20 protein-coding genes are annotated in these 24,373 nt (G+C 46.2%); 3 read left to right on the forward strand and 17 right to left on the reverse strand.

The annotated features are described in order from the left end of the window. Window positions 1-193: 193 nt before the first annotated feature. Window positions 194-535 (forward strand): STAS domain-containing protein, encoded by a 342-nt coding sequence (locus NIES208_RS08060; protein ID WP_075891555.1) that lies wholly within the window; start codon window positions 194-196, stop codon window positions 533-535. Window positions 536-626: 91 nt separating this feature from the next. After that, a complete protein-coding gene (locus NIES208_RS08065; RefSeq protein WP_075891557.1) occupies window positions 627-3,242 on the forward strand; it encodes a TIGR03960 family B12-binding radical SAM protein in 2,616 nt (871 codons plus the stop codon). Window positions 3,243-3,772: 530 nt separating this feature from the next. Here the strand turns inward: NIES208_RS08065 and NIES208_RS08070 are convergent. From NIES208_RS08070 to NIES208_RS08115, 10 genes are all read right to left on the reverse strand, one after another. Then, window positions 3,773-4,804: a peptidoglycan-binding domain-containing protein gene (locus tag NIES208_RS08070; protein ID WP_075891559.1), complete on the reverse strand. Its 1,032-nt coding sequence runs from the start codon at window positions 4,802-4,804 to the stop codon at window positions 3,773-3,775. Window positions 4,805-4,929: 125 nt separating this feature from the next. After that, window positions 4,930-5,946: a glycosyltransferase family 2 protein gene (locus NIES208_RS08075; protein ID WP_075891562.1), complete on the reverse strand. Its 1,017-nt coding sequence runs from the start codon at window positions 5,944-5,946 to the stop codon at window positions 4,930-4,932. Beyond that, the gene (locus tag NIES208_RS08080) at window positions 5,946-6,653 is read right to left on the reverse strand and encodes an NlpC/P60 family protein (protein WP_075891564.1); all 708 of its coding nucleotides are present in this window, start codon (window positions 6,651-6,653) and stop codon (window positions 5,946-5,948) included. Before NIES208_RS08080 ends, NIES208_RS08075 begins: the two co-directional genes overlap by 1 nt. Window positions 6,654-6,707: 54 nt before the next feature. Then, a complete protein-coding gene (locus NIES208_RS08085) occupies window positions 6,708-7,157 on the reverse strand; it encodes a hypothetical protein (protein WP_075891566.1) in 450 nt (149 codons plus the stop codon). A gap of 25 nt (window positions 7,158-7,182) precedes the next feature. Continuing rightward, a complete protein-coding gene (locus tag NIES208_RS08090; protein WP_216349385.1) occupies window positions 7,183-7,950 on the reverse strand; it encodes an ABC transporter permease in 768 nt (255 codons plus the stop codon). A gap of 391 nt (window positions 7,951-8,341) precedes the next feature. Beyond that, window positions 8,342-9,886, reverse strand: coding sequence for a M16 family metallopeptidase (locus NIES208_RS08095; RefSeq protein WP_075891570.1), 1,545 nt, complete (start codon window positions 9,884-9,886; stop codon window positions 8,342-8,344). Window positions 9,887-10,147: 261 nt separating this feature from the next. Next, window positions 10,148-10,633, reverse strand: coding sequence for a DUF2656 domain-containing protein (locus NIES208_RS08100; protein ID WP_075891666.1), 486 nt, complete (start codon window positions 10,631-10,633; stop codon window positions 10,148-10,150). 68 nt (window positions 10,634-10,701) lie between these two features. Continuing rightward, entirely contained in the window at window positions 10,702-11,907 is a 1,206-nt protein-coding gene (locus NIES208_RS08105) for a M20 metallopeptidase family protein (protein ID WP_075891572.1), read from the reverse strand. A gap of 227 nt (window positions 11,908-12,134) precedes the next feature. Next, window positions 12,135-12,431, reverse strand: coding sequence for a type II toxin-antitoxin system VapC family toxin (locus tag NIES208_RS08110; protein ID WP_216349381.1), 297 nt, complete (start codon window positions 12,429-12,431; stop codon window positions 12,135-12,137). Then, the gene (locus NIES208_RS08115; protein ID WP_075891574.1) at window positions 12,428-12,670 is read right to left on the reverse strand and encodes a hypothetical protein; all 243 of its coding nucleotides are present in this window, start codon (window positions 12,668-12,670) and stop codon (window positions 12,428-12,430) included. Before NIES208_RS08115 ends, NIES208_RS08110 begins: the two co-directional genes overlap by 4 nt. A gap of 885 nt (window positions 12,671-13,555) precedes the next feature. On the opposite strand from NIES208_RS08115, the gene NIES208_RS08120 reads away from it, so the two are divergent. Further along, the gene (locus NIES208_RS08120; protein ID WP_075891576.1) at window positions 13,556-15,457 is read left to right on the forward strand and encodes a pentapeptide repeat-containing protein; all 1,902 of its coding nucleotides are present in this window, start codon (window positions 13,556-13,558) and stop codon (window positions 15,455-15,457) included. A gap of 245 nt (window positions 15,458-15,702) precedes the next feature. Here NIES208_RS08120 and NIES208_RS08125 read toward each other — a convergent pair whose 3' ends face one another. From NIES208_RS08125 to NIES208_RS08155, 7 genes are all read right to left on the reverse strand, one after another. Continuing rightward, entirely contained in the window at window positions 15,703-16,611 is a 909-nt protein-coding gene (locus NIES208_RS08125; RefSeq protein ID WP_075891578.1) for a cupin domain-containing protein, read from the reverse strand. A gap of 205 nt (window positions 16,612-16,816) precedes the next feature. Further along, window positions 16,817-17,290, reverse strand: coding sequence for a globin domain-containing protein (locus tag NIES208_RS08130; protein ID WP_075891579.1), 474 nt, complete (start codon window positions 17,288-17,290; stop codon window positions 16,817-16,819). A 205-nt stretch (window positions 17,291-17,495) separates the two neighbouring features. Further along, complete coding sequence (locus NIES208_RS08135) at window positions 17,496-18,173, reverse strand: SDR family oxidoreductase (RefSeq protein WP_075891581.1); 678 nt, start codon at window positions 18,171-18,173, stop codon at window positions 17,496-17,498. A gap of 300 nt (window positions 18,174-18,473) precedes the next feature. Continuing rightward, entirely contained in the window at window positions 18,474-19,472 is a 999-nt protein-coding gene (rfbB, locus tag NIES208_RS08140; protein ID WP_075891668.1) for a dTDP-glucose 4,6-dehydratase, read from the reverse strand. Between the two features lie 130 nt (window positions 19,473-19,602). Continuing rightward, window positions 19,603-20,589: an RNA polymerase sigma factor, RpoD/SigA family gene (locus NIES208_RS08145; RefSeq protein ID WP_075891583.1), complete on the reverse strand. Its 987-nt coding sequence runs from the start codon at window positions 20,587-20,589 to the stop codon at window positions 19,603-19,605. A gap of 630 nt (window positions 20,590-21,219) precedes the next feature. Continuing rightward, a complete protein-coding gene (locus tag NIES208_RS08150) occupies window positions 21,220-22,479 on the reverse strand; it encodes a serine hydrolase (RefSeq protein WP_075891585.1) in 1,260 nt (419 codons plus the stop codon). Window positions 22,480-22,593: 114 nt separating this feature from the next. Continuing rightward, entirely contained in the window at window positions 22,594-24,324 is a 1,731-nt protein-coding gene (locus NIES208_RS08155) for a protein kinase domain-containing protein (protein WP_075891587.1), read from the reverse strand. Window positions 24,325-24,373 lie beyond the last annotated feature (49 nt).

Raw genomic sequence — 24,373 nt, forward strand, 5'->3', positions numbered from 1 at the left:
TGTCTCATTTGTTGGCATTTTCCTACCAACGCTGCATAGTCAATCCCGGAGAGCCCGCTTTTTAAAGATTACATAAATACTTTTAGAAAAAATAATTCAAGCTTCACTTAATGTTTTTATTCAAGACTGATTTGTAATTAGATACTCGGATAAGATAGTTGCAAGGGGAAACCCACATGGAGAATTGAGCATTATGACTTCGTACCAAAACTTACAAACTATTTGTCCTGAAACGTCTTTGACTGCGGCTAACGCTGCTGAGTTTAGCCAGTTATTAACGCAGACAATTAGAGAGAGTGAAGTTAATAAAATCTTAATCAACCTGAAAAAAGTTGAATTGGTGGATAGTGCCGCTGTTGTTGCCCTTGTGAAAGCAACTCGTCTAGCAAAGTCTCAAGGCAAAGATTTGGGTTTAGTTTCTGTGAATTCTCAAGTGCGCATGGTACTAGAGCTCACTCAGCTTGATCGTTTTGTTCAGATTTATCGAGATGAAGCTGACTTTTTGGGCTATCGCTATGAATTGATGGCGGCGTAAGGTTTAGAAAGTCGAAAGCGCTGATCTGCATAGGACTCTCCGCTATAATTAGGGACTTGTGAGTTTCCTTAATTTGGCGGAGATATTTTTTGTGGTAGTTACTGTTTCTCGTCCCCAACCGGCTGATTACGAAGCGTTAATTACGACGGATGTTTTTAAACCTGCTCGTTATTTGGGTAATGAACTGGGGGCAGTGCATAAGCCTTGGGATAAAGCGGTGATTCGCTGGGTCTTAACTTATCCTGAGGTCTATGAGGTTGGTTCGTCGAATCTTGGTCACATTTTGCTCTACAACGTGATCAATGCTCAGCCTCGCCAGCTTTGTGATCGTACTTATCTTCCGGCAAAGGATCTTTGTGACAAGTTAAAGGAAAAGGATTACCCCTTATTTGCCCTAGAGTCCCGGCGATCGCTGCAAGAATTTGACATCTTAGGATTTAGCCTTAGTTATGAGCTGGGGGCAACGAATATTCTCGAAATGTTGTCTCTCGCGCAGATTCCCCTCACATGGCAAGAACGCGAGAACGGTGACTATCCCTTTATTTTTGCTGGGGGGCAGACAGCAACTTCCAACCCTGAACCCTATGCCGACTTTTTCGATTTTGTTGTGTTAGGTGACGGCGAAGAACTGTTGCCAGAGGTGGGTTTTATCCTCGAAGAAGCCAAGGTTAATGGTCTTAGCAAAGAAGAAACATTATTGGATTTGGCGCAGGTTCCCGGTGTTTATGTGCCGCGTTTCTATGAAATGGCGGCAGCCGATGGCTCGGTTCATCCGATCCGTGACGATGTGCCCAAACGGATTTTGCGACGGGTGGCCACGCCGATCCCGGCCTATTCCATTGGTCTTGTGCCTTTTGTGGAAACGGTGCACGATCGCCTGACAGTAGAGATTCGGCGGGGTTGTACACGGGGTTGTCGTTTTTGCCAACCGGGCATGTTAACGCGTCCTGCCACAGATGTGGAGCCGGAAAAGGTTGTAGACGCTATTGAAAAAGGCATGCGGGCAACAGGTTATAACGAGTTTTCGCTGTTGTCCCTGAGTTGTTCGGACTATTTGGCGCTGCCTGCGGTGGGCATTGAGATTCGCAATCGTCTTAAGGATGAAAATGTCTCGTTGTCTTTGCCGAGTCAGCGGGTTGATCGCTTTGATGAAAATATTGCCAATGTGGTGGGTGGTACGCGGAAGGCGGGTCTAACTTTTGCACCGGAAGCCGGAACCCAACGGATGCGGGATGTGATTAACAAGGGTTTAACGAATGAAGAGCTTTTGCGTGGTATTCAAACGGCGGTGAAAGAAGGCTGGAATAAGGTCAAGCTCTATTTTATGATTGGCTTGCCCGGCGAAACGGATGTGGATGTGCTGGGTATTGCGGAGACGTTGCGCTGGTTGCGGCAGGAATGTGCTCACCTTAGTAATAAGCGGCTGAATTTCAATATCACTATTTCTAATTTCACGCCGAAACCCCACACGCCGTTCCAATGGCACTCGGTTTCTAGTTCTGAATTTCAGCGGAAACGGGAATTGCTCGAAGCGGAAATGCGCAAGATTAAGGGTCTTAAGGTGAACTACACGGATTACCGCATCTCGGCGATGGAGGATTTTGTCGGGCGGGGCGATCGCCGTTTATCTAAAGTTGTCCGTCGGGCGTGGGAACTGGGTGCGGGGATGGATGCTTGGTGGGAAAATCTCGATAAAGCCTATGGCGCTTGGGAACAGGCGATCGCCGAATCGGATCTCACATGGAAATATCGCAAAGTTGAAAGTGGCGAGTGGAATGTATTTGAGACTTCTGATTCTGATCCGCTGGATGCGCCATTGCCTTGGGATCACATTAATACAGGTATCGATAAGCAGTGGCTTAAAGATGATTTGCGTCGGGCATTAGAAGCAGCCACCGTTCCTGACTGTGCGTTTGATGGCTGTTCCCATTGCGGTATTTGTGGCACAGATTTTGGTCATAATGTCGTTTATCAACCCCCAGAAATTCCCGAATTTGTCGGTGAGTTTCAGCGGGATCAACAGCGTCTCCAGCGATTTCGGGTGCGGTTCGGCAAAAAAGGCGATATGCGTCTCGTCAGTCACCTTGATTTAGTACGGCTGTTTGATCGCGTGGTGCGTCGTGCCTCTATCCCCGTCGCCTTTACCAATGGTTTCCATCCCAGCGGTCGGATTTCTATCGCCAATGCCCTAACCCTCGGAGCCACCAGCGAAGGAGAAATTATTGACTTTGAGCTAAAGGAAATTCTCGATCTAGACGATTTTCGCGCGCGCCTTACCGAGCAATTACCCGACGACATCCCCGTTTTATCCGTGGAAGAAGTCCCCGTTAAATCTAAAGCGGCAACTCAGTTACTCACAGAAGCTGAATATTTAATTAATGTAAAAACTAATGAGGCGATCGCCCCCGAAACTTGGGAGAGTTGGATTCAGCAGGTGCAGGAGGCGACGGAAATTCTATTCGAGAAAAAATCGAAGAAAGGTAAGATTCGCCAGATTAATCTCTGCGATCGCCTAACTTCTATTTGCTTTGAAAAAACCTTGGATAACAACCAAGTTCAGATTCGTTATCGCGGTAGTTGTCGTAACGATGGCACGTTGCTGCATGCTGAACATGTGGTATATATGTTGAACCATGTCGCTCCAGAACAGGATATTCAATTAATACACACCCATCGCCTAAATATGTTCTTAGAAGAATCAGAATAGCTTCCGATATCCTAATGCCGTGATTTTATAGTCAAAGCCAATAAGCTTAGGACTAAAAAAGTCGGGGATTTGTGAAATTCTGTCGCAGTAAACAAAACCTTTTGAAAAATCCCCGACCTTGGAACCCCAAGGTCTATGTACTAATCTTGTTAGCCTTACCTGAGTTTTGCTTAAGAGTGCTCGACAATACGACGCGGTGAATAAGAGAGCGGGAGATAGGGCGATATTTTGATTCAAACAATCCTGGCTTTCAAAAAATGCAAATTTTCGTTGCTTCCCCGTGTCTTTCTCTCTCCGTGTCTCCTTTTCTCTAGAGAATTTTGGCTACATGCTTATCCATAACCGACGTTAGCCTTGGCTCTAGTTACAAAATAGAGACAGTTTTTATCCTTTCTTGGGGAAGATCTCGGAAGCGGAATGAGTTTCAAGCGGTTACGTAATTCACGGTCAATCGACCTCTGAATTCCCTTGAAAAGGAAACTTTTTAATCCTTACTCCTTTGTCACTATCCAAAATTTTAATTGTGGAGACTAGGGTGCAAAGACTCTCGCATCAAGTCCATAAGACCGTAAGTAATAGCTGAGGCTCTCAGCAGCGTCCCGGTTATCAGAACGACCTGCTTCAACAAACTGGCCTCGGCGAGAATCAACCAGTCGAGCTCCATCAACGTATCGACTAACAATCATAAGAGTTGACTCAGAACGAGCTGGTACAACCACGATGTAGCGTGATGACTCTTCAAAAATAGAACGAGCATCATCACCTAAGACAATTTCCAGTTGTCCTTCTGTCTGGGGACCAACTATACCATCAGCAGTGATTCTCCTTGATTGCTGAAAAGCGATGACTGCATCTCTAGTCTGCTCATCAAACACGCCATTAACCGGCACGTCATAACCAATGCGCCGCAAGGCTCTCTGGAGTGTCCTAACGTCTGAGCCTTGATCATTTAGCCTAAGATTTCTGCCGCTTAAGATACCTGTACCCGTATTGCTAGAGGCAAAAATATTAGACGCGACATTCGTATTGCGGGAACCCACGCTGATGTTACGGAAAGTGGGAGGTGGCGGCGGCGCAAGTAATTGAGCCCTCTGAGTTGTTGGGTTTAGTCTGGCCACTTTATTTGTAAGCGCACTACAAGTAGCTCGTCCATAAATCCCATCGGCTCTAAGACCACTACTAGCTTGAAATCGTCTTAAAATATCGTCGGTTTGATTCCCGAATACACCGTCAACACCGATATTAGGATAGCCTCCAAGTTTGAGATCTTGTTGCAGAGCAGTGACAGCAGCGCCTCTAGCACCTTTTTCAAGAAAAATGCCATTGCAATTACTCGTCTGGGCGATCGCCGCCGGGACAAATGTGGGACTGACAAAACTCGGAAGAATCGGACTAAATAAAGCGATCGTGATGCTCATCAGATTGGCGACTAAACGCGGCGATCGCCACTGTAGGGGAATGGAAAATAATTTTATTAAGCGGTGGTGTAGATTAAAACTTAAATTTAGAGACGCATATTCCGCCTCCCACAACATTGCTTCGGTCAGTCCTAGGGCTTCCATGAAAATATTTGCAATAGCAGACGATGGGATTAATTTTATTGATAGCACGAAAAAGTGCCACGGCTAAAAAGATCCCAAGATTCTTATGAAACTCTTCATTCAAATAATTAGTGAATAATATGATTTTACGGGTCTTGTTTAAAGTATTTTGAAGTACCAAAAATAGAGCGAATACGATAAATTGGGCGACCTTGGGATTCATGGTAAGTCCGCATTAAAAGCTCTCCCAATAAACCAAATCCAAACAGCTGTAAGCCCGCTAGAAATAGAATTGCGACGAGGACGAGGAGTGGGCGATCGCCGATAGATTGACCCAGAAAAACCTTTAGAGACGAAAGATAAAGACCTAACATCGTTCCGAGGGACATCATCAATAATCCTAAATAACCAAACGCATGCATTGGGCGGGTCAAAAACTTACGGATAAACCAAACTGTAAGCAGATCTAAAAGCACCCGAAATGTCCGATCTAAACCATATTTACTATTACCAAATTGGCGGGCATGGTGACGTACCGGAATCTCTGCAATACGTGCCCCTTCAATCGACGCTAAGGCCGGAATAAAACGGTGCAATTCACCATAGAGATTAATATCTGCCAGTAACTCGGAACGATAGGCTTTTAGCGAACAGCCATAGTCATGGAGGGTCACTTTAGTAACGCGGCCAATGAGCAAATTGGCAATTTTTGAAGGGATCAGTCTCGTCCACTTATTGTCTTGGCGATCCTTGCGCCACCCACTGACGAGGTCATAGCCTTCGTCCATTTTGATTAATAAATTCGGAATATCGGCTGGGTCATTTTGTAAATCAGCATCAAGGGAAATCACCACTTCGCCTGCGGCATTCTCAAAGCCGGCGGCCATTGCCGGAGTTTGTCCGTAGTTTCGGCGCAGTACAATCGCCCGTAGATCGTCTCTTTCTTCGGCTAATTTCTGGAGTAATGCTGTCGAGCCATCTCGCGAACCGTCATCGACACAAACAATTTCATAGATATAGTTGTTGGCTTGCATCACGTCGGCGATCGCCGTTATCAAGTGCGGTAGACTTTCCACCTCGTTATAAATCGGCACCACAACGGAAATGGTGTCAGTGGTCACAGAAGACGCAGAATTATTCACAAAAGGAGCAGTACTAAGCATTAATCAAGCTGACAAACTAACGAAGGTGGAGCATAGCTTTCCATGACCCGACCAAATCCCCAAAGAATTTGATGGTAAGCACGGCTAATCGTGTCCCATGGCTCCCACAGGCGATCGATCTCAATGCCATTGCGACCCATGTCCTTACCAGAGCTGTGGATATAATAACCCTCTCCGAGGTACAGGGCGACATGATCAATGAGCTGACCCTTTGCAAAAAAAATCAAATCTCCCGGCAACAGGTCTTCTAGGGGCACTCGCTCTGTAAAATCTCCCTGTTGGTAAGAATTCCGCGGTAGCCAAATGCCTTGGGAGGCAAAGGCAGCCTGCATTAAACCTGAACAGTCATAGTCTGGTGCTGTGGTGCCGCCCCAAAGATAAGTATTGTTCGCCCGTCTAGCGGCCTGGGTAAAAATTAAGACACCTTCTAATTTTGCTTCGATTTCAGCACGGGTGTAGGGCACAAATTCGTAGGGATCTGCGGCGACTTCAAGGGCAGATAGACGATCTTTTTTTAGCCAAGTGCAATAACCATCTTCCACGGTCATGACTCTGACAGCGAGATCGTTTTCTTTGTTTAGCATTTGTACGCGACGACCTTTGGCAGCTTGGCTACCGAGGGAAGTGCATTCTGGATCGTCGTATAGGTCGAGATTTTCCAAACAAAAATATTCGCCGCTAGGAGAGGGAGGCAAAGACATGGACATGAAAATATCGAGAGTGCTAAAGGGTTTAAAGACTGGATAAATCCAAGGTTGCGCTTATTCTATCGCTACTTCATGGGGTCTTACCTTCAAGGTGAGACGATCGCCGTATTCGATATCAGAGATCGGTGGAGCGATAAGTTCTACTATGTGTGGATCTTGAAAATGGTTGATTTTCGTTTCGGGATGGGGGTAGTAAATTAAACCGTCGTAGGGGCGATCGCCGACAAGGATGCGACAGGGACAAAAGGAAAAAGTCTCTGGGTCAAAGTTGGGATGCCATTTAAGATTTGGAAACGTATAACTGGGTTGCAAAAGCGTAAACGTTTTTGGGGCAATGGATAGATTTAATGTCCCGGCAAAATAGGGTGTGAGGTCTAAACCTAAGCGTTTAAAGTGGGGCGTTTGCAGCTCTATGGTTCCAGCTTCGTAGGGACTATCAGCAGCTAAACCGGATGCCACTTGATGTCCCTTTTGCAAAATTCCGTCAACGGATTGCCAAGTCATCTTTTGCTAATTACGTTAATTCGGCTTAGTTGCGTTGGTGGGAAAACTGATAGGCTCCCACAAAAGCAAGGGCGATCGCCACACCAGCCAAAATGGGAATGGCGTGCCAAGGAAATTCGGATAAGGGTAAGTACGCAGCAGACCTCAATCCTGTTGTTGTATAGGTCAAAGGAATCAGGTAAACAACGGTGCGAAAGGCCGTGGGCAAGGTCTCTGGGTCAAAAAATGTTGCACCAAGGAAAGACATAGGCACAATCAAAAAATTATTTAAAATACCGACACTTTCTAAAGATTGAACGCGTAAACCAACAATCACGCCCAAACCCGCAAAGACGGCGCAGTTAAGAATCAGGAGTAGAAAAAACAGAGGATTGAAGAAGCTAAAAACCTTACCCGTAAATAAAATTGCCACCACAATTACCGAACTCGCAGTGAGCAAACCCCGCAGGATGCCCGCCATCATTTTGCCGAGATGTAACGCCAATGGATGCACGGGCAACAGCAGCAATTCTTCAAAGGTTTTGTTGTAGAGGCGATCGCCGCAAATGGAAAAAGTTGTACCACCAAAACTAATGGTCATGGACGAGAGAGCCACCATCCCCGGCAAGATGAATTCGAGGTAAGTATCACCAGCAGGAGGTGTAATCGCGCGATCAATGGCACCGCCCAGACCCAAGCCAAAGGCCAAAATGTAAATCAGCGGCGAAACTAAACCCGTTGCCGCCACTTGCTTCAGGCGCACCCGTAGCTTTAGCCAATCGCCCCAAAAAACAGCGAGGGTATCAGACCAAATATTTGCTAATTCAGACTTGGGTTTTAGTGCTCTAGCAGAAGAGGCGGATTGTGATGGCGGAGAGTCGAGCTTAACCACAGTTAAAAGTTTTGCAATGTTACATCGCTTAACATTATAGGAGGATTGGGTTTTTCCGTTGGGCGATCGCCGTGATTTCTGGGGGAAAGATTTAGGCAACTACAGAAAGACGCGGGGAATCGGGGATATAGAAGACACGGGGGAGAAGCGAACGCAGTGATGTAGAGACATAAGAATTGAGCAGTCCCAAAGTCTGAGCACTAAGAAATAATTCGCCCTACCTTTTTCATCTTTTTCACTGTGTCACCCTTTCTCTCGCTCTCCGTGTCATCCTGATCAACTATTTCAATTTTCCTTTGCAAGTCGACCAGCATTACTCTTCTACCGGCAGTAGTTTCCCGATGGTGCGATTTTCCGGCACAAAAGTTTCCTGAGCCACACGCTGAATATCTTCCGCTGTGACCGCTGCAATTTGGTCTAAACGCTGAAATAAATTACGCCAATCACCCGTCGTGACCTCATAGCTTACCAAGAGTCTTGCCATTCCCATATTCGAGTCTAGCGATCGCAACAAACCCGCCCGCGCTTGAGTTTTGACTCGCTCTAGTTCTTTTTCGTCAACCAGTTCAGTTTTCAGCTTTTCCAATTCACGACCTAAAACCACAGCAACATCATCGACCGTTTTGCCCGGTGCAGTGAGGGCATAAAACAGCATGAGATTAGGATATTTATCGCCGGGGAAGCCACCAAAACCCTGAGCATTTAAGGCAACCTGCTCCTCTTGTACCAAGGATTTATATAAACGAGATGTGCGACCATCACTCAAGATCGACGAAATAATGTCATACACCACAAAATCAGGATCTGTGACCGCTGGAGCGTGATAACCCTCTAAATACCAAGGTTGTGTAGGCAACTCTAAGGTCACTTCGCGCGTTTCAGTCTGGGGTGGCTCCATCGGCATCACGGCATCAACGGATTTAACGCCCTTGGGAAAACGACCAAAATAAGCTTTTGCCATCATTTGCACTTGCTCAGGATCGACATCTCCCACAATGGCAATGGTGAGATTATCCGGGGCATAATGCTCCACAAAGAAATCCCGCACATCTTGGCGAGTCAGGTTACGAATATCTTCGTTGTAACCAATGACAGGACGGCGGTAGGGATGCGTCACAAAAGCGGTGTCGAGGAAAGCTTCTACCATCTGACCAATGGGAGAGTTGTCGGTACGTTGGCGGCGCTCTTCGAGGATGACATCTTTTTCTTTATAAAATTCGCGGAAGACAGGATCGAGGAAGCGATCAGATTCCAATGCCATCCACAGTTCTAATTTATTGCTGGGAAAACTGTAGAAATACTGGGTATAATCAGCAGCCGTCGCCGCGTTTAAGCCCACACCACCAGCTGATTCGACCACTTGACCAAAGGCATTTTGAACCACATATTCATTTGCTTCTGCTTGGAGTGCTGTAAATTTGGCCTCTAGTTCGGCGATCGCCTGTTCATTGCCTGCCGCCTGAGCCGCCTGCAGATCCGCAAACACCACATCTAATTGATCTAATAAAACTTTTTCTGCTTCGTAGTCAGTTGTGCCAAGGTTGGTGCTGCCCTTAAAAGCAAGGTGTTCAAGGAAGTGGGCCACACCCGTTTTCCCCTCCGGTTCATCGACACCACCCACATCTGCATAGGTGACAAAGGAAACGACAGGCGCATCGTTATCTTCGAGGACAATAAATTGCAGACCGTTATCGAGGGTAAATTCTGTAATACGTTCAATAACTTGATCGAGATAGGGCTGGATCGAAGGAGAAGTGGCGGCGGTTTCAGCGAGGGCAATGGGCGCAAAACTGCCACAACCTAAAACCGCAATACAACAACCAACCAGTAATTTTTTACGGAAAAACCCTTTCAACATAAACCTAGCTACAATCCACGGCTCAAAGCAACTTTCGTATTGTAAATGATTCACCCTTTAACGGTGTGGCCTAATTGCCATGGAATGATTCTGTTTGTGCAACGGGGAGGATGTGGCGAAGGGGAGAGCTATGGATAATGCTTCAGCTCACCAATGTGGGTAAGGACTGGGCAAGTATTATGCTAATACCGCCCTGTGACTGGGCTGCCATTTTTCCGGGTCTTCTTTCCCTATTAATTCTTTAGAATTTAATGGCTTTAGCTACGTGCTAGCAGACGAATTTAGTTCGACTTTAAAGATGCTACCGGGGGCTTTCTGGGCGGTCACTGCATCCCAGGCGATCGCCTCTAGGAATTGATCACGGGTTTGGGTTTCCACCACATCAACGCCCCATTCACCGGGTTGTAGGGTTTCAGGGAGATTACTGGTTGCGGGAGATAGCTTAATGCCACCAAGAATCAGAACGGTAGGCAGATCGCGATCGCCGGACTGTCTATCCCGACGTTTTTGGAGCATGGCTTTCGCACAGACTTCACCTATTTCTTGGGGGGTAAATTTATCCTTTGCAAACTTAATCTCCACTGACCAATGGGGATGACTAATCAAACGACAATGACAAGCGGGATAATCCTTTAAACCTTCCTGAAAAACCTCAACAAATTCTTCTCTCGTTAACGGTGAAACAATCCCCGACTGGATATCAAAGTTATGGGATAGTAGCATTCTTAGCTGTGGGGAATCACTCACAATAAATCCTAAATAATTTGAACAATAAAATAATTTAAACAGAGACAAAAGAAATTAGTGCATCATAATTATGCGAGAAATTTCTCAACACAGCGCACGAACATTTCAACCCCCATTCCTAAAGCTGTTTCGTCAAAGTTAAACCGGGGATGGTGGTGAGGATAGGCAAGATCTTGATGGGGGTTTGCAGACCCTAGAAAAAAATAACATCCCGGCACTTCCTGAAGGAAGAATGCCATATCTTCGCTACCCATCGTTTGGCATTCGGGCACTACTCCAAGGGGCGTTTCAATGGTTTCTTCGGCAATGGTTTTCACTAGGGCCGCGATCGCCGGATCGTTAATGGTCGGGGGATACATGCGAATATAATCCAGCTCATAGGTTGCGCCGTAGCTCTGGCAAATGCCGTTCACTACTTTACTCAGGCGATCGCCCAACTCCCTCAGTTCAGGATTGAAATAACGCACCGTACCGCTAAGTTCGGCAAAATCCGCCACAACATTATGGGCACGACCAGATTTAAATTCACCGACAGTCACAACGGCAGCATCAATGGGATTAACGGTGCGCGACACAAGGGTCTGGAGAGCCGTCACAATGTGGGAACCCACCACGATGGGATCAATGGTTTGGTGAGGTAATGCCCCATGGCCACCCTTCCCCTGTACGCGTAAATAAAAGGTTTCAGCGGCAGCCATCAATGCGCCGGGACGCACACCCACCGTGCCCAGCGGCAAATTATTCCAGAGATGTAGTCCAATAATGGCATCGACATCGGGATTTTTTAGGACACCTTCCTCGATCATCGGCTTTGCACCGCCGGGACTTTCCTCTGCTGGCTGGAAAATGATTTTCACTGTGCCGTTAAAGTCGCGATGTTCACTGAGATATTTCGCAGCACCAAGGGCGATCGCCACATGGCCGTCGTGGCCGCAGGCGTGCATAATGCCGTCATGCTGGGAGCGATACTCCACCTCATTTTCTTCTTGGATGGGCAGCGCATCCATATCAGCGCGAATCCCCAGAACTTTGCCTTTACCCTTACCTTCAATGAGCGCCACAATACCAGTTTGGGCAACACCTGTCTGATGGTCAATGCCTAGCTCTGTCAGCTTCTGGGCAATAAATTCTGCGGTGAGATTTTCTTTAAACGCGAGTTCTGGCTTCTGGTGAAAGTTCCGTCGCCACTGCACCAGCTCAGTTTGCAAGGCTTGGATTTCGGGGCGGATGCGATGTTTATGGAGAATGGCATCCAGACTGACGGTAGCAACCATGAAAAGACTCTAGACAAAATAAGTTTGTGATTGTTTCTAGTCTAGAAGATGCGGCTTTAAATAGCTGAGATTTTGATTCGTTTACAGCTAGGGGGCGATCGCCATTTCTGATAAATCTATTAATTACTTGAACAGGATATTAAATCCTTCTTGGGTAAAGTGACAGTCATTGGTGAGGATGTCGTTGATGTTGCGCTGTTTCATGACGACCATCGATATACAGTCCGTCATGCTGTAGCCTTTATCGAGACGTTTTTATAGATATCAGCAGCAGTTTGGCGGATTTCTGGACTGGTAGTAATAACTTCAATTTGAGAGTTGGACTGAATATTTTCGTACAGGGCGATCGCCTTGCCCCTCATAAAACTGCCGCGTTTACTAAAAAAGTTCAGCATTTCGTCAAGCACGACATCTGTAGTGATCAGACTATTTTCAGGACAGTAGTTAATGGTAATTTCATGCCAAGTGTCTTGTGGATTCAGTAGAGCAATCCAATAGAAGGCATCAGCGAAAACAGCACTCATACTCGTTTGGGTGTGCCATAAAGATAATGATCATGCTCGGCAGCACCATCAGTGGGCAATTGTTCTAAAACTTCTGCTGGAATATCTTGAGTTAGGTTAGCGGCAACCTGCCAAATAGGTAAATCACGATCTTCGGATTGGCGGCGTTGTTTGACGAAAAGAATAAAATTTAGAAACTCCTCCAACAAGGTATCGGGAGATTGTTCTAACTCTTGGATGATTTTTTCTTTTAGTGTCATAAGAAAATGCCCAATGGGGTTCAGCAACGAACTCTACTTGCTTGTTGGCGTATCTAAATTGTAGTACTTGCCAAAGGGAGAGATTTCAAACATGTAGGGTGTGTGGAGACGGCAAAAAATTGAGGCAAAGACCGATGAATTGTCATCCGTCGTAACGCACCACAAGAGATGTCGGTAGATTTTTCATTGGTTGCGAAATTTATTGAAACATCTCCCCTCTTCGAGTACTTCCAGCAATCCTTTAGATCTCCGACTTCTGTGGCTAGATTTGAGAGGGGTTCAGCAACGAACTCTACTTGCTTGTTGGCGTATCTAAATTGTAGTACTTGCCAAAGGGAGAAATTTCAAACATGTAGGGTGTGTGGAGACGGCAAAAAATTGGGGCAAAGACCGATGAATTGTCATCCGTCGTAACGCACCACAAGAGATGTGGGTGGGTTTTTCATTGGTTGCGAAACTTATCGAAACCCCTTCCCCTCTTCAAGTACTTGTACTTCTCGCAATTTTTTAGATCTCCGACTTCTGTGGCTAGATTTGAGAGGGGTTCAGCAACGAACTCTACTTGCTTGTTGGCGTATCTAAATTGTAGTACTTGCCAAAGGGAGAAATTTCAAACATGTAGGGTGTGTGGAGACGGCAAAAAATTGAGGCAAAGACCTGTGAGTTGTCATCCGTCGTAACGCACCGCAAGAGATGTCGGTAGATTTTTCATTGGTTGCGAAGCTTATCGAAACCCCTTCCCCTCTTCGAGTACTTCCAGCAATCTTTTAGATCTCCGACTTCTTTTACTGCATTGTCATTCAATCTCAAGTCTAGCCACAGAAGTCGGGGATCTGGATCTCGGCATACAATGAACGGCAACTCGACAATCATCAACACCAACAGATGAAACGGATTCCAGCTAAAGAAATCATCAGACGCTACAACGAAGAAAATGAAAGGGACTTTCGGCGGCTAAATCTGCGGGGGATGAACTTTAAAAAAACACACCTATCAGGGGCAGACTTCAGTGAATGCGATATTCGAGGCACGAACTTTACAGGAGCAAACCTAAGAAATATTCAATTTACGGCAGCGGTGCTGGGACAACAAAAACATTATGCAACTGGATTATTTATAAGTTGTTTTTTATTGCTCCTAGTAGCAAGCTTTTTCCAAATATTTGTGGGAGCTTTTATCACATCGGTTATGTCTCCCACACATAACAATTTCGGTTCTGGAGAGCATATATCAGAATTTTGGACAGGCGTTGTGGGGCTTGGCGTTTACCTTATTACGGCATTGGTGACTTGGCACAAAAGGCTGATCACAGGTATCAGTACTTCAATTGTGTTATTTACAGTGACGGTATTGACTGCATACACAGGAAATATTGCAGGAGTAGGAGTCATTATTGTCCTAATCTCCATCTTAGGAGGACTTTTAGGTGTTATGGCAGGAGCCGTTGTACTAGGAACTTTAGGGGTTATTGCCGCTCTAGGATCTATCTTAGTCATATTCATACTTGGAGCTATCCTTGCAGTATTATTCACCTCATTTCGCGTAATCGTCCTAATTCTAGGAATCGACTGCGCAGTTTTATTTTGGGCATGGATCTGTTGGAGAGCTTGGGATGGTGATTCTCGTGATGTTTGGGTACGTAATTTTGCTGTTGCCACCAGTTCACTTGGAGGCACTTGTTTTCGGGATGCTGATCTCACCAATGCAGATTTCACTAGCGCAAGGCTTAAAAGTACCGATTTCCGCGATGCAACCTTAGTTCGCACAATCTTTCAAGACACCGAAAAACTTGATCAAGTCCGCCCTGGGAAAAGCTATCTCGGCATAAAAAAAATCCGTGAATTACTTCTTGGGAAAAAAGCTAATCCTGACGAAAGTTACAGCAATTTAGTGAATTTGAGCGGTTTGAATTTAGCTGGGGCGAATCTTGTCGGTGCAGACTTTTCTGGTTCAAATCTCAGCGATTCTAATCTTCTAGGCGCAAACCTTTCCGATACAAATTTGATCACCACCAACCTCAACGATGCCGATTTAAAAGATGCTAATCTATCCCGCGCCAAACTTGTTCAAACTCAACTCGATAATGCCGATTTAACTGGCGTAAATCTTACCGGAGCGTGCATCGAAGATTGGGGCATTACCGTCAATACTATTCTGAATGGCATCCATGCCGATTATGTTTACATGCGCTTTCTCGATGGCGATAAACGCCGCCGTAAACCCGATGGCGAAAATGTAAATTTTGCCGAAGGGGAATTTGTCGAATTTATTAAACCCCTTATCGATACCCTCGATCTTTACCATCGCCAAGTCACCGACCCCCGCACTGTCGCCCTAGCCCTCCGTAAACTCCAAGACGAACATCCCGACGCAGACATTGACCCCATTTCATGGGAGCGACGCGGCAGAAACGGCGAAGACATTTTGATTCGTGCCCAAATTTCCGAGAAAGCGAACCCCAGTCAACTCCATTCCGCTCACTTTGAGGAATACAACCGCTTACAAACACTTCCTCCCACAGAAGTTGCGGCACTAATCGCCAAACTCGAAGAAAAAGAGAAAACCATTAGTATTTTGGAAGGATTTGTCGATAAAGCTCTCCAAAGACCCAATATCCAGACAGTTCGGGGAGATATCGTCACAGAAAAGAGAGGTGATAGTGTCAGTGTCGATGGCAATATTGGCGTTGGCGTAAACCAAGGAGAAATTGCTGGCGACGCAACCATTGCGGGTCAGTACAACGAAGACCCAACGCAAAACCCGAACAACACATCAAACAATTCCTAAATAATTACGGCGATCGCCTCCTAAAAGATAAGTAGGGGTCAATCGGGATTGACCCAGAGTTAACCTTTCCAACACACGAGTTGTTTGTCAGTTGCGACAGTTAACTGAGGGCGCATCTCGATAACGCCCCTACAGTAATTTGGCCGGCAATAATTTGGTCGGCGATCGCCCCACAATCCAAAAAAAATAGCCTCCAGTTCATAGACCAAAGGCTGTCAAAATTAATTGCATTTTTTTAGGCAAGATTACTTCGCAAACTGAATATCAAGGGTACGCATATAGATTTGCATGCCCGCATCCTGCACTGGGAAAACATAGGCATCTTCATCGGAGTCGTTGTGGTGAGAATGCCACAAACTCGGAGGCGTGACAAAGACGCTATTTGGTTCCCACTTCATCTTGATGGGATTAATAATATTGCCCTCGCCATCAATGGATTTACCAATGAGGGTGTAGGTATTTTCCTTCGCAGAAACCGCCAAATCTAAAGCAATGGAATTATGGCGGTGGGGCTTTTGGGAAGAGTGGGGCGGCACAAGATTGTACAGTGACCACATGGTGTGGGTGGCGGTGCGGGTAGACTCACTCTCCGGGTTACCAAGGATAATGCCATTACGGTTTAGGTTACGACGAATGCCTTCTTCGCGGATACGCTCGATTTCGCTGGTGAGATATTCACCAGAATAGAATGCCGGTTCAAAACGAGGTGCGGTGGGCTGTACTCCTAAATAAGCAAGCATCGGCGCGTCATGAACCCAGTACAATGCGGCATCTTCGTCCGCATAGTGGGTCACGCCTGTATTCATTGGCAGCGTGAAAGAATCACCCTTACGCCATTCGAGCGTGCCATATTCGGTTTCCGTGCGACCCGAACCACGCATCACATAAAAGACTTCGGAGCTCGCCGCGGCGATCGCCGCGATATTTTCGCCGGGCTTAATTCGAATAAAATTGGCAAGGAGATTTGGGGTCGTAGCAGGATATTTCGTGCCGAGTTCAGGGGCAAGGTCGAGGGGGATAATGCGGGTCTCACCGGATTCGTGGAGACTAGCAGGAAAGGCTCGGATCGGTACAGCAGCGAGGGTGGGGTTTGCTGCCTTGTGGTACTCCCAACTTAGGGCTGTTTTTTGCCAAGTCGCATTTGCCAAATTCATATTGCCACTCCCGCGAAAATAATGATTTAAGAAAAAAATTTCTCTCCGACAGCCCTGTGATGACCATTAGGACAATACCGAAGAGATTCTTTACTTAAGTTAACACGCACACCAGCAGAAACAGTACAGTTTGAAACAAAATACCTGATTGCTGCGATAAGGGCGATCGCCTATTTTTTACGGACTAAAACAATAGCTGCAGAGCTTAGCTAGACAAGTTTGCCTTAATTTCAGCCTCCTGCTCGTGGTAGATCTCCTTTTCACGATTAATAAAAATATCAGCCAAGCTGTTATAGGCTTCGGTCCAAGCTGCCATAATTTCTGGCGTTGCCGCATCACCTAAAACATCCTGCATCGCAGCGAGTAAACATTCGCCGATAACGGGATATTGCTCTGCAATGACGCGGGTATTTACATGGGCTTTGGCAATATGCTCGACCGCATCACCAAGCTTTTCTAGCTCATCGATATGGCTGGCGTAGGCATAAACAGAAGCCGCAAGTTTGGATGCTTGCTTTTTCCCTTCCGCCTCGCTTTTCATGTGGGTATTTTCAAAAAAGCGGCGGTATTCAGGACGCTCATTAAAGGCAATGTCGTACATTCTGGCAGTGATAGCTTGACCGTGCTCTTTAACGACGGGAGCTGTAGCTTTAACGAGTTCGATAGTTTTGGGGTTCATGGGCAAGGGGGTGTAAACAGTAACCAGATCGCCCCGAGTTTCTTTGAGGATTAAAACTTCCGTACGATCAGGTGTTTGGGGAATAATTTAGATACGACACAACTGCCGTAAATAGACTTCATGCTATCGATTTTTTTTCAGACTGAACGGCGATCGCCTACATAACTTCACGATGTCAGAAATAGTTCTTATTTTGACTTGTGAGTCAACGCTGCCGCAGATTAACCTCACTCACATCCACGTCACGAGATAACTGCAAAATCCATTCAATTGTCTGAATCAGATCAGCCATCGGAATCGGCGTTTGAGCAGCAAAACGACCTGACTGAATATCATCTAGTACCTCAGCCGTCGCGACATTGCCGGGATTAATCACAGAAAACCCCACACCATAACCTCGATAAGCCACTCGAAGGGACTGAACCGCTCCCCGTAAACCAAACTTTGAGGCCGTATTGGCAACTTCTTTCGTCGCACCATTGTCGAAACCTGAAAGTGCACCAATAAAAATAGCTTTGGGATTACTTGAACGTTGCAATGTCTCCATTAAACCTTTTGTAATTTCGATGGGAGCAATCGTATTCACATCAATCACACGGCGGGTTTCAGCGTAGGGACTACGGGTAATCTCGAAAGCGTCGGTAAATGCGCCAGCTTCCCATGTGCCGCCCATATAGAGCAACGCATCAATGGTTTCGGAAGTGACCGACTGGATGATTTTTTCGATACCTTCAGGTGTTGAGACATCTGCTTTGAGCCATTCCCCGGCGATCGCCGGAGTTCGAGAAACACCAATGACTCGATGTCCCGTCGCCACAAAATGTTTAGCAACTTCAGCACCAATCCCCCTACTCGCACCAACCACTAAATACGTTTTGCCCATAGCAATGTAACTCCATAAATATGGAATTAAATATGATTGAATCCCTATTACAAAAATTTAAATAGAGACTCTAGTTTATCGATGTTGTGTTGCTTTAAATAAACTCACTGCAATGCGTAGAAAGCCATAGCCCAGTAATAACCTAGTAATCACACAAATTGAGATAGGACGGTCTGCGATCCTTGGTTCTGCGATATTGAGTTGCTTAAGAATAGTTTCCGTTGTGATGCTGAAACTTAATGCGAAAAACCAGCCGGCGATCGCCTGAGTATTTGCAGAATCATGGTGAACTGAATGTTGCTACAACGAACGAAGATACCAATCCACCGTTTTCTTTAGGCCACTGGCAAATTTTTCCCGAGGTCGCCAACCCAATTCCTCCGAAATTTTCGAGCAGTCAATCGCATAACGACGATCATGACCGAGGCGATCGCCGACAAAGGTAATCAACCCTAAATAATCCCGTTTAGGAGCCAGCGGATGGGCACTGAGCAGAGCACAAATCATTTTAACGACATCTAAATTAGCCAGCTCATTCATGCCGCCAATATTGTAGGTTTCACCAACTCTTCCCTGCTGTAAAACTCGATTTAGCGCTTCGCAATGGTCTTCGACATAGAGCCAATCGCGAATATTTAAGCCATCTCCATAAACGGGTAAAGGCTTGCCGGCGATCCCGTTCAAAATCATCAAGGGAATCAGTTTTTCGGGAAATTGATAAGGCCCATAATTATTAGAGCAATTTGTACAGAGAGTCGGTAAACCATAGGTTGAATGGTAGGAGCGCACCAAATGATCAGCCCCTGCTTTTGAAGCGGAGTAAGGACTATTGGGTTTGTAAGGCGATCGCTCGGTAAAAGGTTCTGCGTCAGGAGCGAGAGACCCATAAACCTCATCGGTAGACACGTGGAGAAACCGAAAATTTTGCTGCTTTGTTAATTTGCTTTTTTGCCAATAATTTAGGCTGGCTTCGAGGAGCTGAAATGTTCCCAGCACATTAGTTTGAATAAAAATCTCTGGGCTATCAATGGAGCGATCAACATGACTTTCAGCGGCAAAATGAATCACAGCATCTGGCTGATAAGTTTCAAATAATTGCTCTAATAGCAGGCGATCGCCGATATCTCCCTTCACGAATCGATAATTAGAGTCACCTTGGAGAGAAGCCAAATTTTTAGGATTACTGGCGTAGGTGAGCTTATCAAAATTAATCACCCTGCCCCAGTTCTGGTGGCGGACTTGGAGAATAAAATTTGACCCAATAAAACCACAGCCTCCGGTCACAAAAAGAGTTCTCACCACTGCTAAAAACCACCGCCGCTAATCTATTTTCACTCTCTTACAGTTTTCCTTACAGCATAAAAAAAAGGTGGGCGATCGCCCACCCTATCTGCCTAAGTCCAATCAAACCTTTTCGGAAAACCAGTGTCTAGCTTGCCGCAAGATACTCACGAATACGAGCCCGGCGATGACGTAGATGGGTCAAGGCCTGACGCTCTAGCTGACGTACCCGCTCACGGCTCAGATTCATACGCTTACCAATTTTAGCGAGGGATAATTCCTTACCATCATTGAGTCCGAAGCGAAGGATAATCACCTCCTGCTGTTGCGGTGTCAAATCAGCAATCATGTCCTTGATATCTTGCTTTAACAATTCATAGGTGACACTAGTGTCGGGAGATTCACCTTCATCTTCCAACAAATCCATTAACTCAGTATCTTTGTTATCACCAACGCGGACATCAAGGGAAACAGGATGGCGGGAAACACTAAAAAACTCACGTATTTTTTCCGGCTCTAGATCCAACTCCTTCGCAATCTCAGCGATCGTCGCTGCACGTCCCAAATCCTGAGACAACTGCCGTTGCGTCTTTTTGATCTTATTGAGCTTCTCAGTAATATGGATCGGCAAACGAATCGTACGCCCCTGTTGGGCGATCGCCCGCGTAATCGCCTGACGAATCCACCAATATGCATAGGTAGAAAATTTGTAGCCCTTCGTCGGATCAAACTTTTCAACACCACGCTCCAAGCCGAGACTACCCTCTTGGATCAAATCCAGAAATTCTAAGTTGCGCTTTTGGTATTTCTTGGCGATCGCCACCACAAGACGAAGATTTGCCTCAATCATCTTGCGCTTAGCACGCTCACCAATATTCACAGCACGACGAAGTTGCTTCTCCGAGAGCTCCGTCACCGCCGCCCACTCAGTCCAAGTTGGCTCACGCTCTAAAGTCTGTTCCAATTGTTCACGCTTAGCCAAGAGCCTCATGAGCTCCTGAACCTGCTTACCATAAACAATTTCTTCCTCATGAGTTAGCAAAGGTACACGCCCAATCTCCCGTAGATAGGTACGAACCATATCAACGGAACTCTTACTGGATTTAGGGGTTTGTTTGATATTCGCTGTAGGCATCTACTGTTACAACTCCTTCCTTGGTTTTGAGAACAAATCGGGTCTCACCACAGTGGGTGAGTGAGCAAATTTTGCCAACTCATAGGAAATGGCTTCAACCTCTGAAGCAACAATTCCGCAAAGCTAAACAAAACTAGTGGAATAATGATTTCTCCTACCATATAGACAGTGCCGAAAGAAAAAAGGTTCAGTTCCGCAATGAATTTACGATGAGACTTTCTTTTCTTTTTTTAATCATGCCCCTTACCACTTCTATTCGTGAAGTACGGTACAGGGTGGAATATCCGAACTCGCATTGATCAAGCCAAAAGAAATTAAGAAAATATAAAGAAGAAATAAATTTAGCGCTAATCTATAAAGAAAAAGACGATTTGAAAAGTTAAATTCAAGTCAAAATCCTTATCTAGACTGGATTTCAATGTCATTAAATTGATTTACAGGTTTATTTTGTAATTATTTGTAGTATACCTTTCTAGCAAAGACAACTCAAGTATCTTTTGGAGGAATATTGGAGATTCCATGGGCTTAGATTCTGATTTTTTTCTGAGAAAAGTACGAGATTTCACCAAGTTTTTCTAAAAAAATCCCATCAGCTTTTATTTAGCCTGAGATTTGGGAGGGTGATGATGTTTAGGGAATATTCCGATAGGTATAGTTCGCTACTTCAGGGAAAAAAGTTGGATTTTCAGCATATTCTTTCTGCTCGGCAAAAATACACAAAATGTATTGTTGTTGGCCATCGGCAGAGGCGATGTAAGCGACTTCGTGGCGACCTTGGGTTGTCCAACCAGCTTTGGAATAGATCTGGGCATCGGCGGGTAGCCCTGCCCCGAAAAAGTCTTGGATTGGGTTGAAATAGTTCCGGGGTTGTTGCCAGTTTTGACTCAAGTCCCGTTCTAGCCATTGCAACATTTGCTGGCTTGCTTCGGGGGCGATCGCCTGCCCTGTGACAATTTCGGACATGAGCCGGGCGGCCTGCCAAGCCGTAATTTGGTTGCGAATAGGTGTATCGGGCGCAAAGGGATTTTGACGCATTTGCAGATCAAAACCAGTTGGCTCTTCTATTGCAATATCGGGTATGGGGTAGGTTTTTTGGGTGATGTTTAGATTTTGGTAACCAGCTTGGGTAAAAAACTGATTGAGTTGTAATCGCTGGAGATACCAAGCTTCGTACTCTTCTCGGCTACCTGTCGCTTGAAAGCTGGTGCGGGTAATGGCATCAATAATTTGGCTCGTGGCGTTGTTGTCGGAACGGCGTACCATCAGGGCTAACTCTTTTTGGAAGTCGGACTCAAGCAAAAGCTCTTGCTGAAATTGCCCGTACAAGGCAACCATCCAAAAAAGTTTGGCAACGCTAGCAGGGTAATGGGGGACGTGGGGCTGGTGGTGGGCGATCGCCCCTTTATTTAGGTCAATTAGTACCACCGACATTTCATCCACTGGCAGCTCTGCGGCTTGAGCTAAATCTTTAATGCCATCGATAAGTACTTGCAGTTCGGCGCTATAAGTCCAGTCTGGTAGCAGGGCGACATTATAGCGATAGCGCCAAATTTTTTTCACTTCCACAGGCTTTTTGCTTGTACTTTCCCCAGGGAAAATATCCGGCAAAAGCTCTGTGGTTAGAGGGGTTGCAGTGTCAGATAGGGTAAATTCGTCTTCACTGGTTTTAACTGTTATTTCCGTGGGGTTTGTCTCTGGCGCAATAGACTCTACCGTTGGCTCCTGAAACCACCTTTGCAATAGCCATAAACCTCCCGCCAAAATGGCGATCGCCATGGTTGTGCTGATCAACACAAACTGCCACGGACTGAGCAGCGCAGGTGGATGCCGACGGCGCGAACGCTCAGAATCATCTTGGGTCGGTGGAGTGGGAGGCGGCGATTGGTTCAAAGCAAAGACTCAAACAAACAATAATGAAGCGGGATCTCAATCCACACTGCCAATCAACAGGTCAAAACACATTAGAAATAGGCATGACAAAGGCAGGTCAATTCAGCCATTACCCTATTCCCACAAAACTTCAAGGGTGTCATAGGTCGCGATTTTCCAAGCGCCATCATCGGTAAATTCGAGGTTGTACTGTACCAGTCGCTGGTCGTAGCCGCTGGCATTTTGATCAATATTGCCCTTCGCGTCGTAGAGGGTGCGGGATTCTGTCACGATGACTTCGATGGTTGCATTGCGATCGCCCATCCGAAAATCATTAATGTCTTCAATTTGCTGATCCTCAAAAATATAATAGGCATCATTCGCCTTCAGCCATTGTATGGAGCTTTGTTTACCATCCGTGCGACGGATATTATTCGCGTAGGCAGCGCCAGTCAATAGTTCCTTGCCACAAGAGGCATCATAGGGAAAACTAAAGAGTTCGCTTTTACACATCAGCCATTCCGCAACAATTACCTCTGCATCAAATTTATTAATTGGCACAACGGGAATCTCTGGCTTGACTGGATCAGGTTGCGCCACAACCGGCGGATCGGGTGTTTCTTCCACATCGACGGTCTCAGCCTCTGGCGGTAAATTGTCACCCGCGCTAAAGTCACTGTCACTGTTGTTATCTTCAGGGGGATCAATCGTTTCATTAGCAGTCGGTGACTCTGGTGTAACCGGATCGCGATCGCCGGTAAGTTGGTCATAGCCAATGATGCCCCCTAGGAAAAAAATGCCAACTACTCCGCCCGTCAAAATCGCCTTTTGCCAATCTGCCATCCCTTGTTTCGGTGGGGGCGATGGGGCTTGGGATACAGCAGCGCCTTGGGTCGTTGCCACAGTTGGCGGTGTCCCACTGGCCATGGGTGCAGGAGGATTTGAGACCACTGTCGGTTGACTCACTGGCATCGTCGGCGGCGGCACTAATGTCTCTGGGATGGGCACAACGGCGGGATTTGCCACAGGCATTGTCATTTGATTTGCGGCCTGTAAAGCCCGTAACATTACCCCTGCTGAACGGAAGCGATCGCGCGGATGGGTACAAATGGCTTGGTCAAGAACATTGGCGAGATGATTGTCCACATTCCATTGCGGCGATCGCCAAAGAATTTTGCCAGTGGCCGGATCCGACGAAAAATCTTGGGGCAATTTCCCCGTCAACAAATAAATCGCCGTCAACCCCAAACTATACAGATCACTACTAAACACAGGACGGCCGATGGCCTGCTCCGACGGCATAAATCCCGGTGTCCCGATCACAATAGAGCTAGTTGTTTGTCCCGCCGTATTCATTTGAGTACCCATGGTTTCCTTCACCGCCCCAAAATCAATCAGCACCGGCGAATGATCACTTTGTCGCAAAATAATATTGTCCGGTTTGATATCACGGTGGACAATACCCCGGTCGTGGATAAAATCCAACACAGGCAACAGACCGATCAAAAGTTGCGTGACACCAGCGCTAGACCAACAGCCCCCTTGCTCCACCTGTTGGGATAAAGTTTGTCCCTCGATCCATTCCTGAACTAGAAAAAATTGTCCGGCTTCGGTGAAATATGCAAACAAACTGGGAATTTGACGATTCCCTTCCCCCAACTGCTCTAAAATCACGGCTTCACGCTGGAATCGTTCCTTGACGATTTGATACACCGCTGGATCGTTCGTGACAGGTTTGAGCTGCTTAATGACACAGCGACGGCTAGAAGGCATGTGTAGATCCTCGGCGAGAAATGTCTCACCAAAACCTCCTTGTCCCAGCTCTTGAATAATACGGTAGCGATTTTCGAGAAGTTGTGTGGTCATTGCCTAGTCATTTCTGGGGTTATCAGAGCCTTATACAAGCCGCTAGTTT

It is taken from the genome of [Limnothrix rosea] IAM M-220, assembly GCF_001904615.1.
Classification (GTDB): domain Bacteria; phylum Cyanobacteriota; class Cyanobacteriia; order Cyanobacteriales; family MRBY01; genus MRBY01.

What these genes read in the sequence shown, in the direction of transcription:
- NIES208_RS08075 (WP_075891562.1), bottom strand. Translation starts at nt 5,946, where the DNA reads ATGCTTAGTACTGCTCCTTTTGTGAATAATTCTGCGTCTTCTGTGACC.
- NIES208_RS08125 (WP_075891578.1), bottom strand. Translation starts at nt 16,611, where the DNA reads ATGAATTTGGCAAATGCGACTTGGCAAAAAACAGCCCTAAGTTGGGAG.
- NIES208_RS08130 (WP_075891579.1), bottom strand. Translation starts at nt 17,290, where the DNA reads ATGAACCCCAAAACTATCGAACTCGTTAAAGCTACAGCTCCCGTCGTT.
- NIES208_RS08085 (WP_075891566.1), bottom strand. Translation starts at nt 7,157, where the DNA reads ATGACTTGGCAATCCGTTGACGGAATTTTGCAAAAGGGACATCAAGTG.
- NIES208_RS08080 (WP_075891564.1), bottom strand. Translation starts at nt 6,653, where the DNA reads ATGTCCATGTCTTTGCCTCCCTCTCCTAGCGGCGAATATTTTTGTTTG.
- NIES208_RS08155 (WP_075891587.1), bottom strand. Translation starts at nt 24,324, where the DNA reads ATGACCACACAACTTCTCGAAAATCGCTACCGTATTATTCAAGAGCTG.
- NIES208_RS08120 (WP_075891576.1), top strand. Translation starts at nt 13,556, where the DNA reads ATGAAACGGATTCCAGCTAAAGAAATCATCAGACGCTACAACGAAGAA.
- NIES208_RS08145 (WP_075891583.1), bottom strand. Translation starts at nt 20,589, where the DNA reads ATGCCTACAGCGAATATCAAACAAACCCCTAAATCCAGTAAGAGTTCC.
- NIES208_RS08070 (WP_075891559.1), bottom strand. Translation starts at nt 4,804, where the DNA reads ATGGAAGCCCTAGGACTGACCGAAGCAATGTTGTGGGAGGCGGAATAT.
- NIES208_RS08135 (WP_075891581.1), bottom strand. Translation starts at nt 18,173, where the DNA reads ATGGGCAAAACGTATTTAGTGGTTGGTGCGAGTAGGGGGATTGGTGCT.
- NIES208_RS08105 (WP_075891572.1), bottom strand. Translation starts at nt 11,907, where the DNA reads ATGGTTGCTACCGTCAGTCTGGATGCCATTCTCCATAAACATCGCATC.
- NIES208_RS08095 (WP_075891570.1), bottom strand. Translation starts at nt 9,886, where the DNA reads ATGTTGAAAGGGTTTTTCCGTAAAAAATTACTGGTTGGTTGTTGTATT.
- NIES208_RS08110 (WP_216349381.1), bottom strand. Translation starts at nt 12,431, where the DNA reads ATGAGTGCTGTTTTCGCTGATGCCTTCTATTGGATTGCTCTACTGAAT.
- NIES208_RS08060 (WP_075891555.1), top strand. Translation starts at nt 194, where the DNA reads ATGACTTCGTACCAAAACTTACAAACTATTTGTCCTGAAACGTCTTTG.
- NIES208_RS08115 (WP_075891574.1), bottom strand. Translation starts at nt 12,670, where the DNA reads ATGACACTAAAAGAAAAAATCATCCAAGAGTTAGAACAATCTCCCGAT.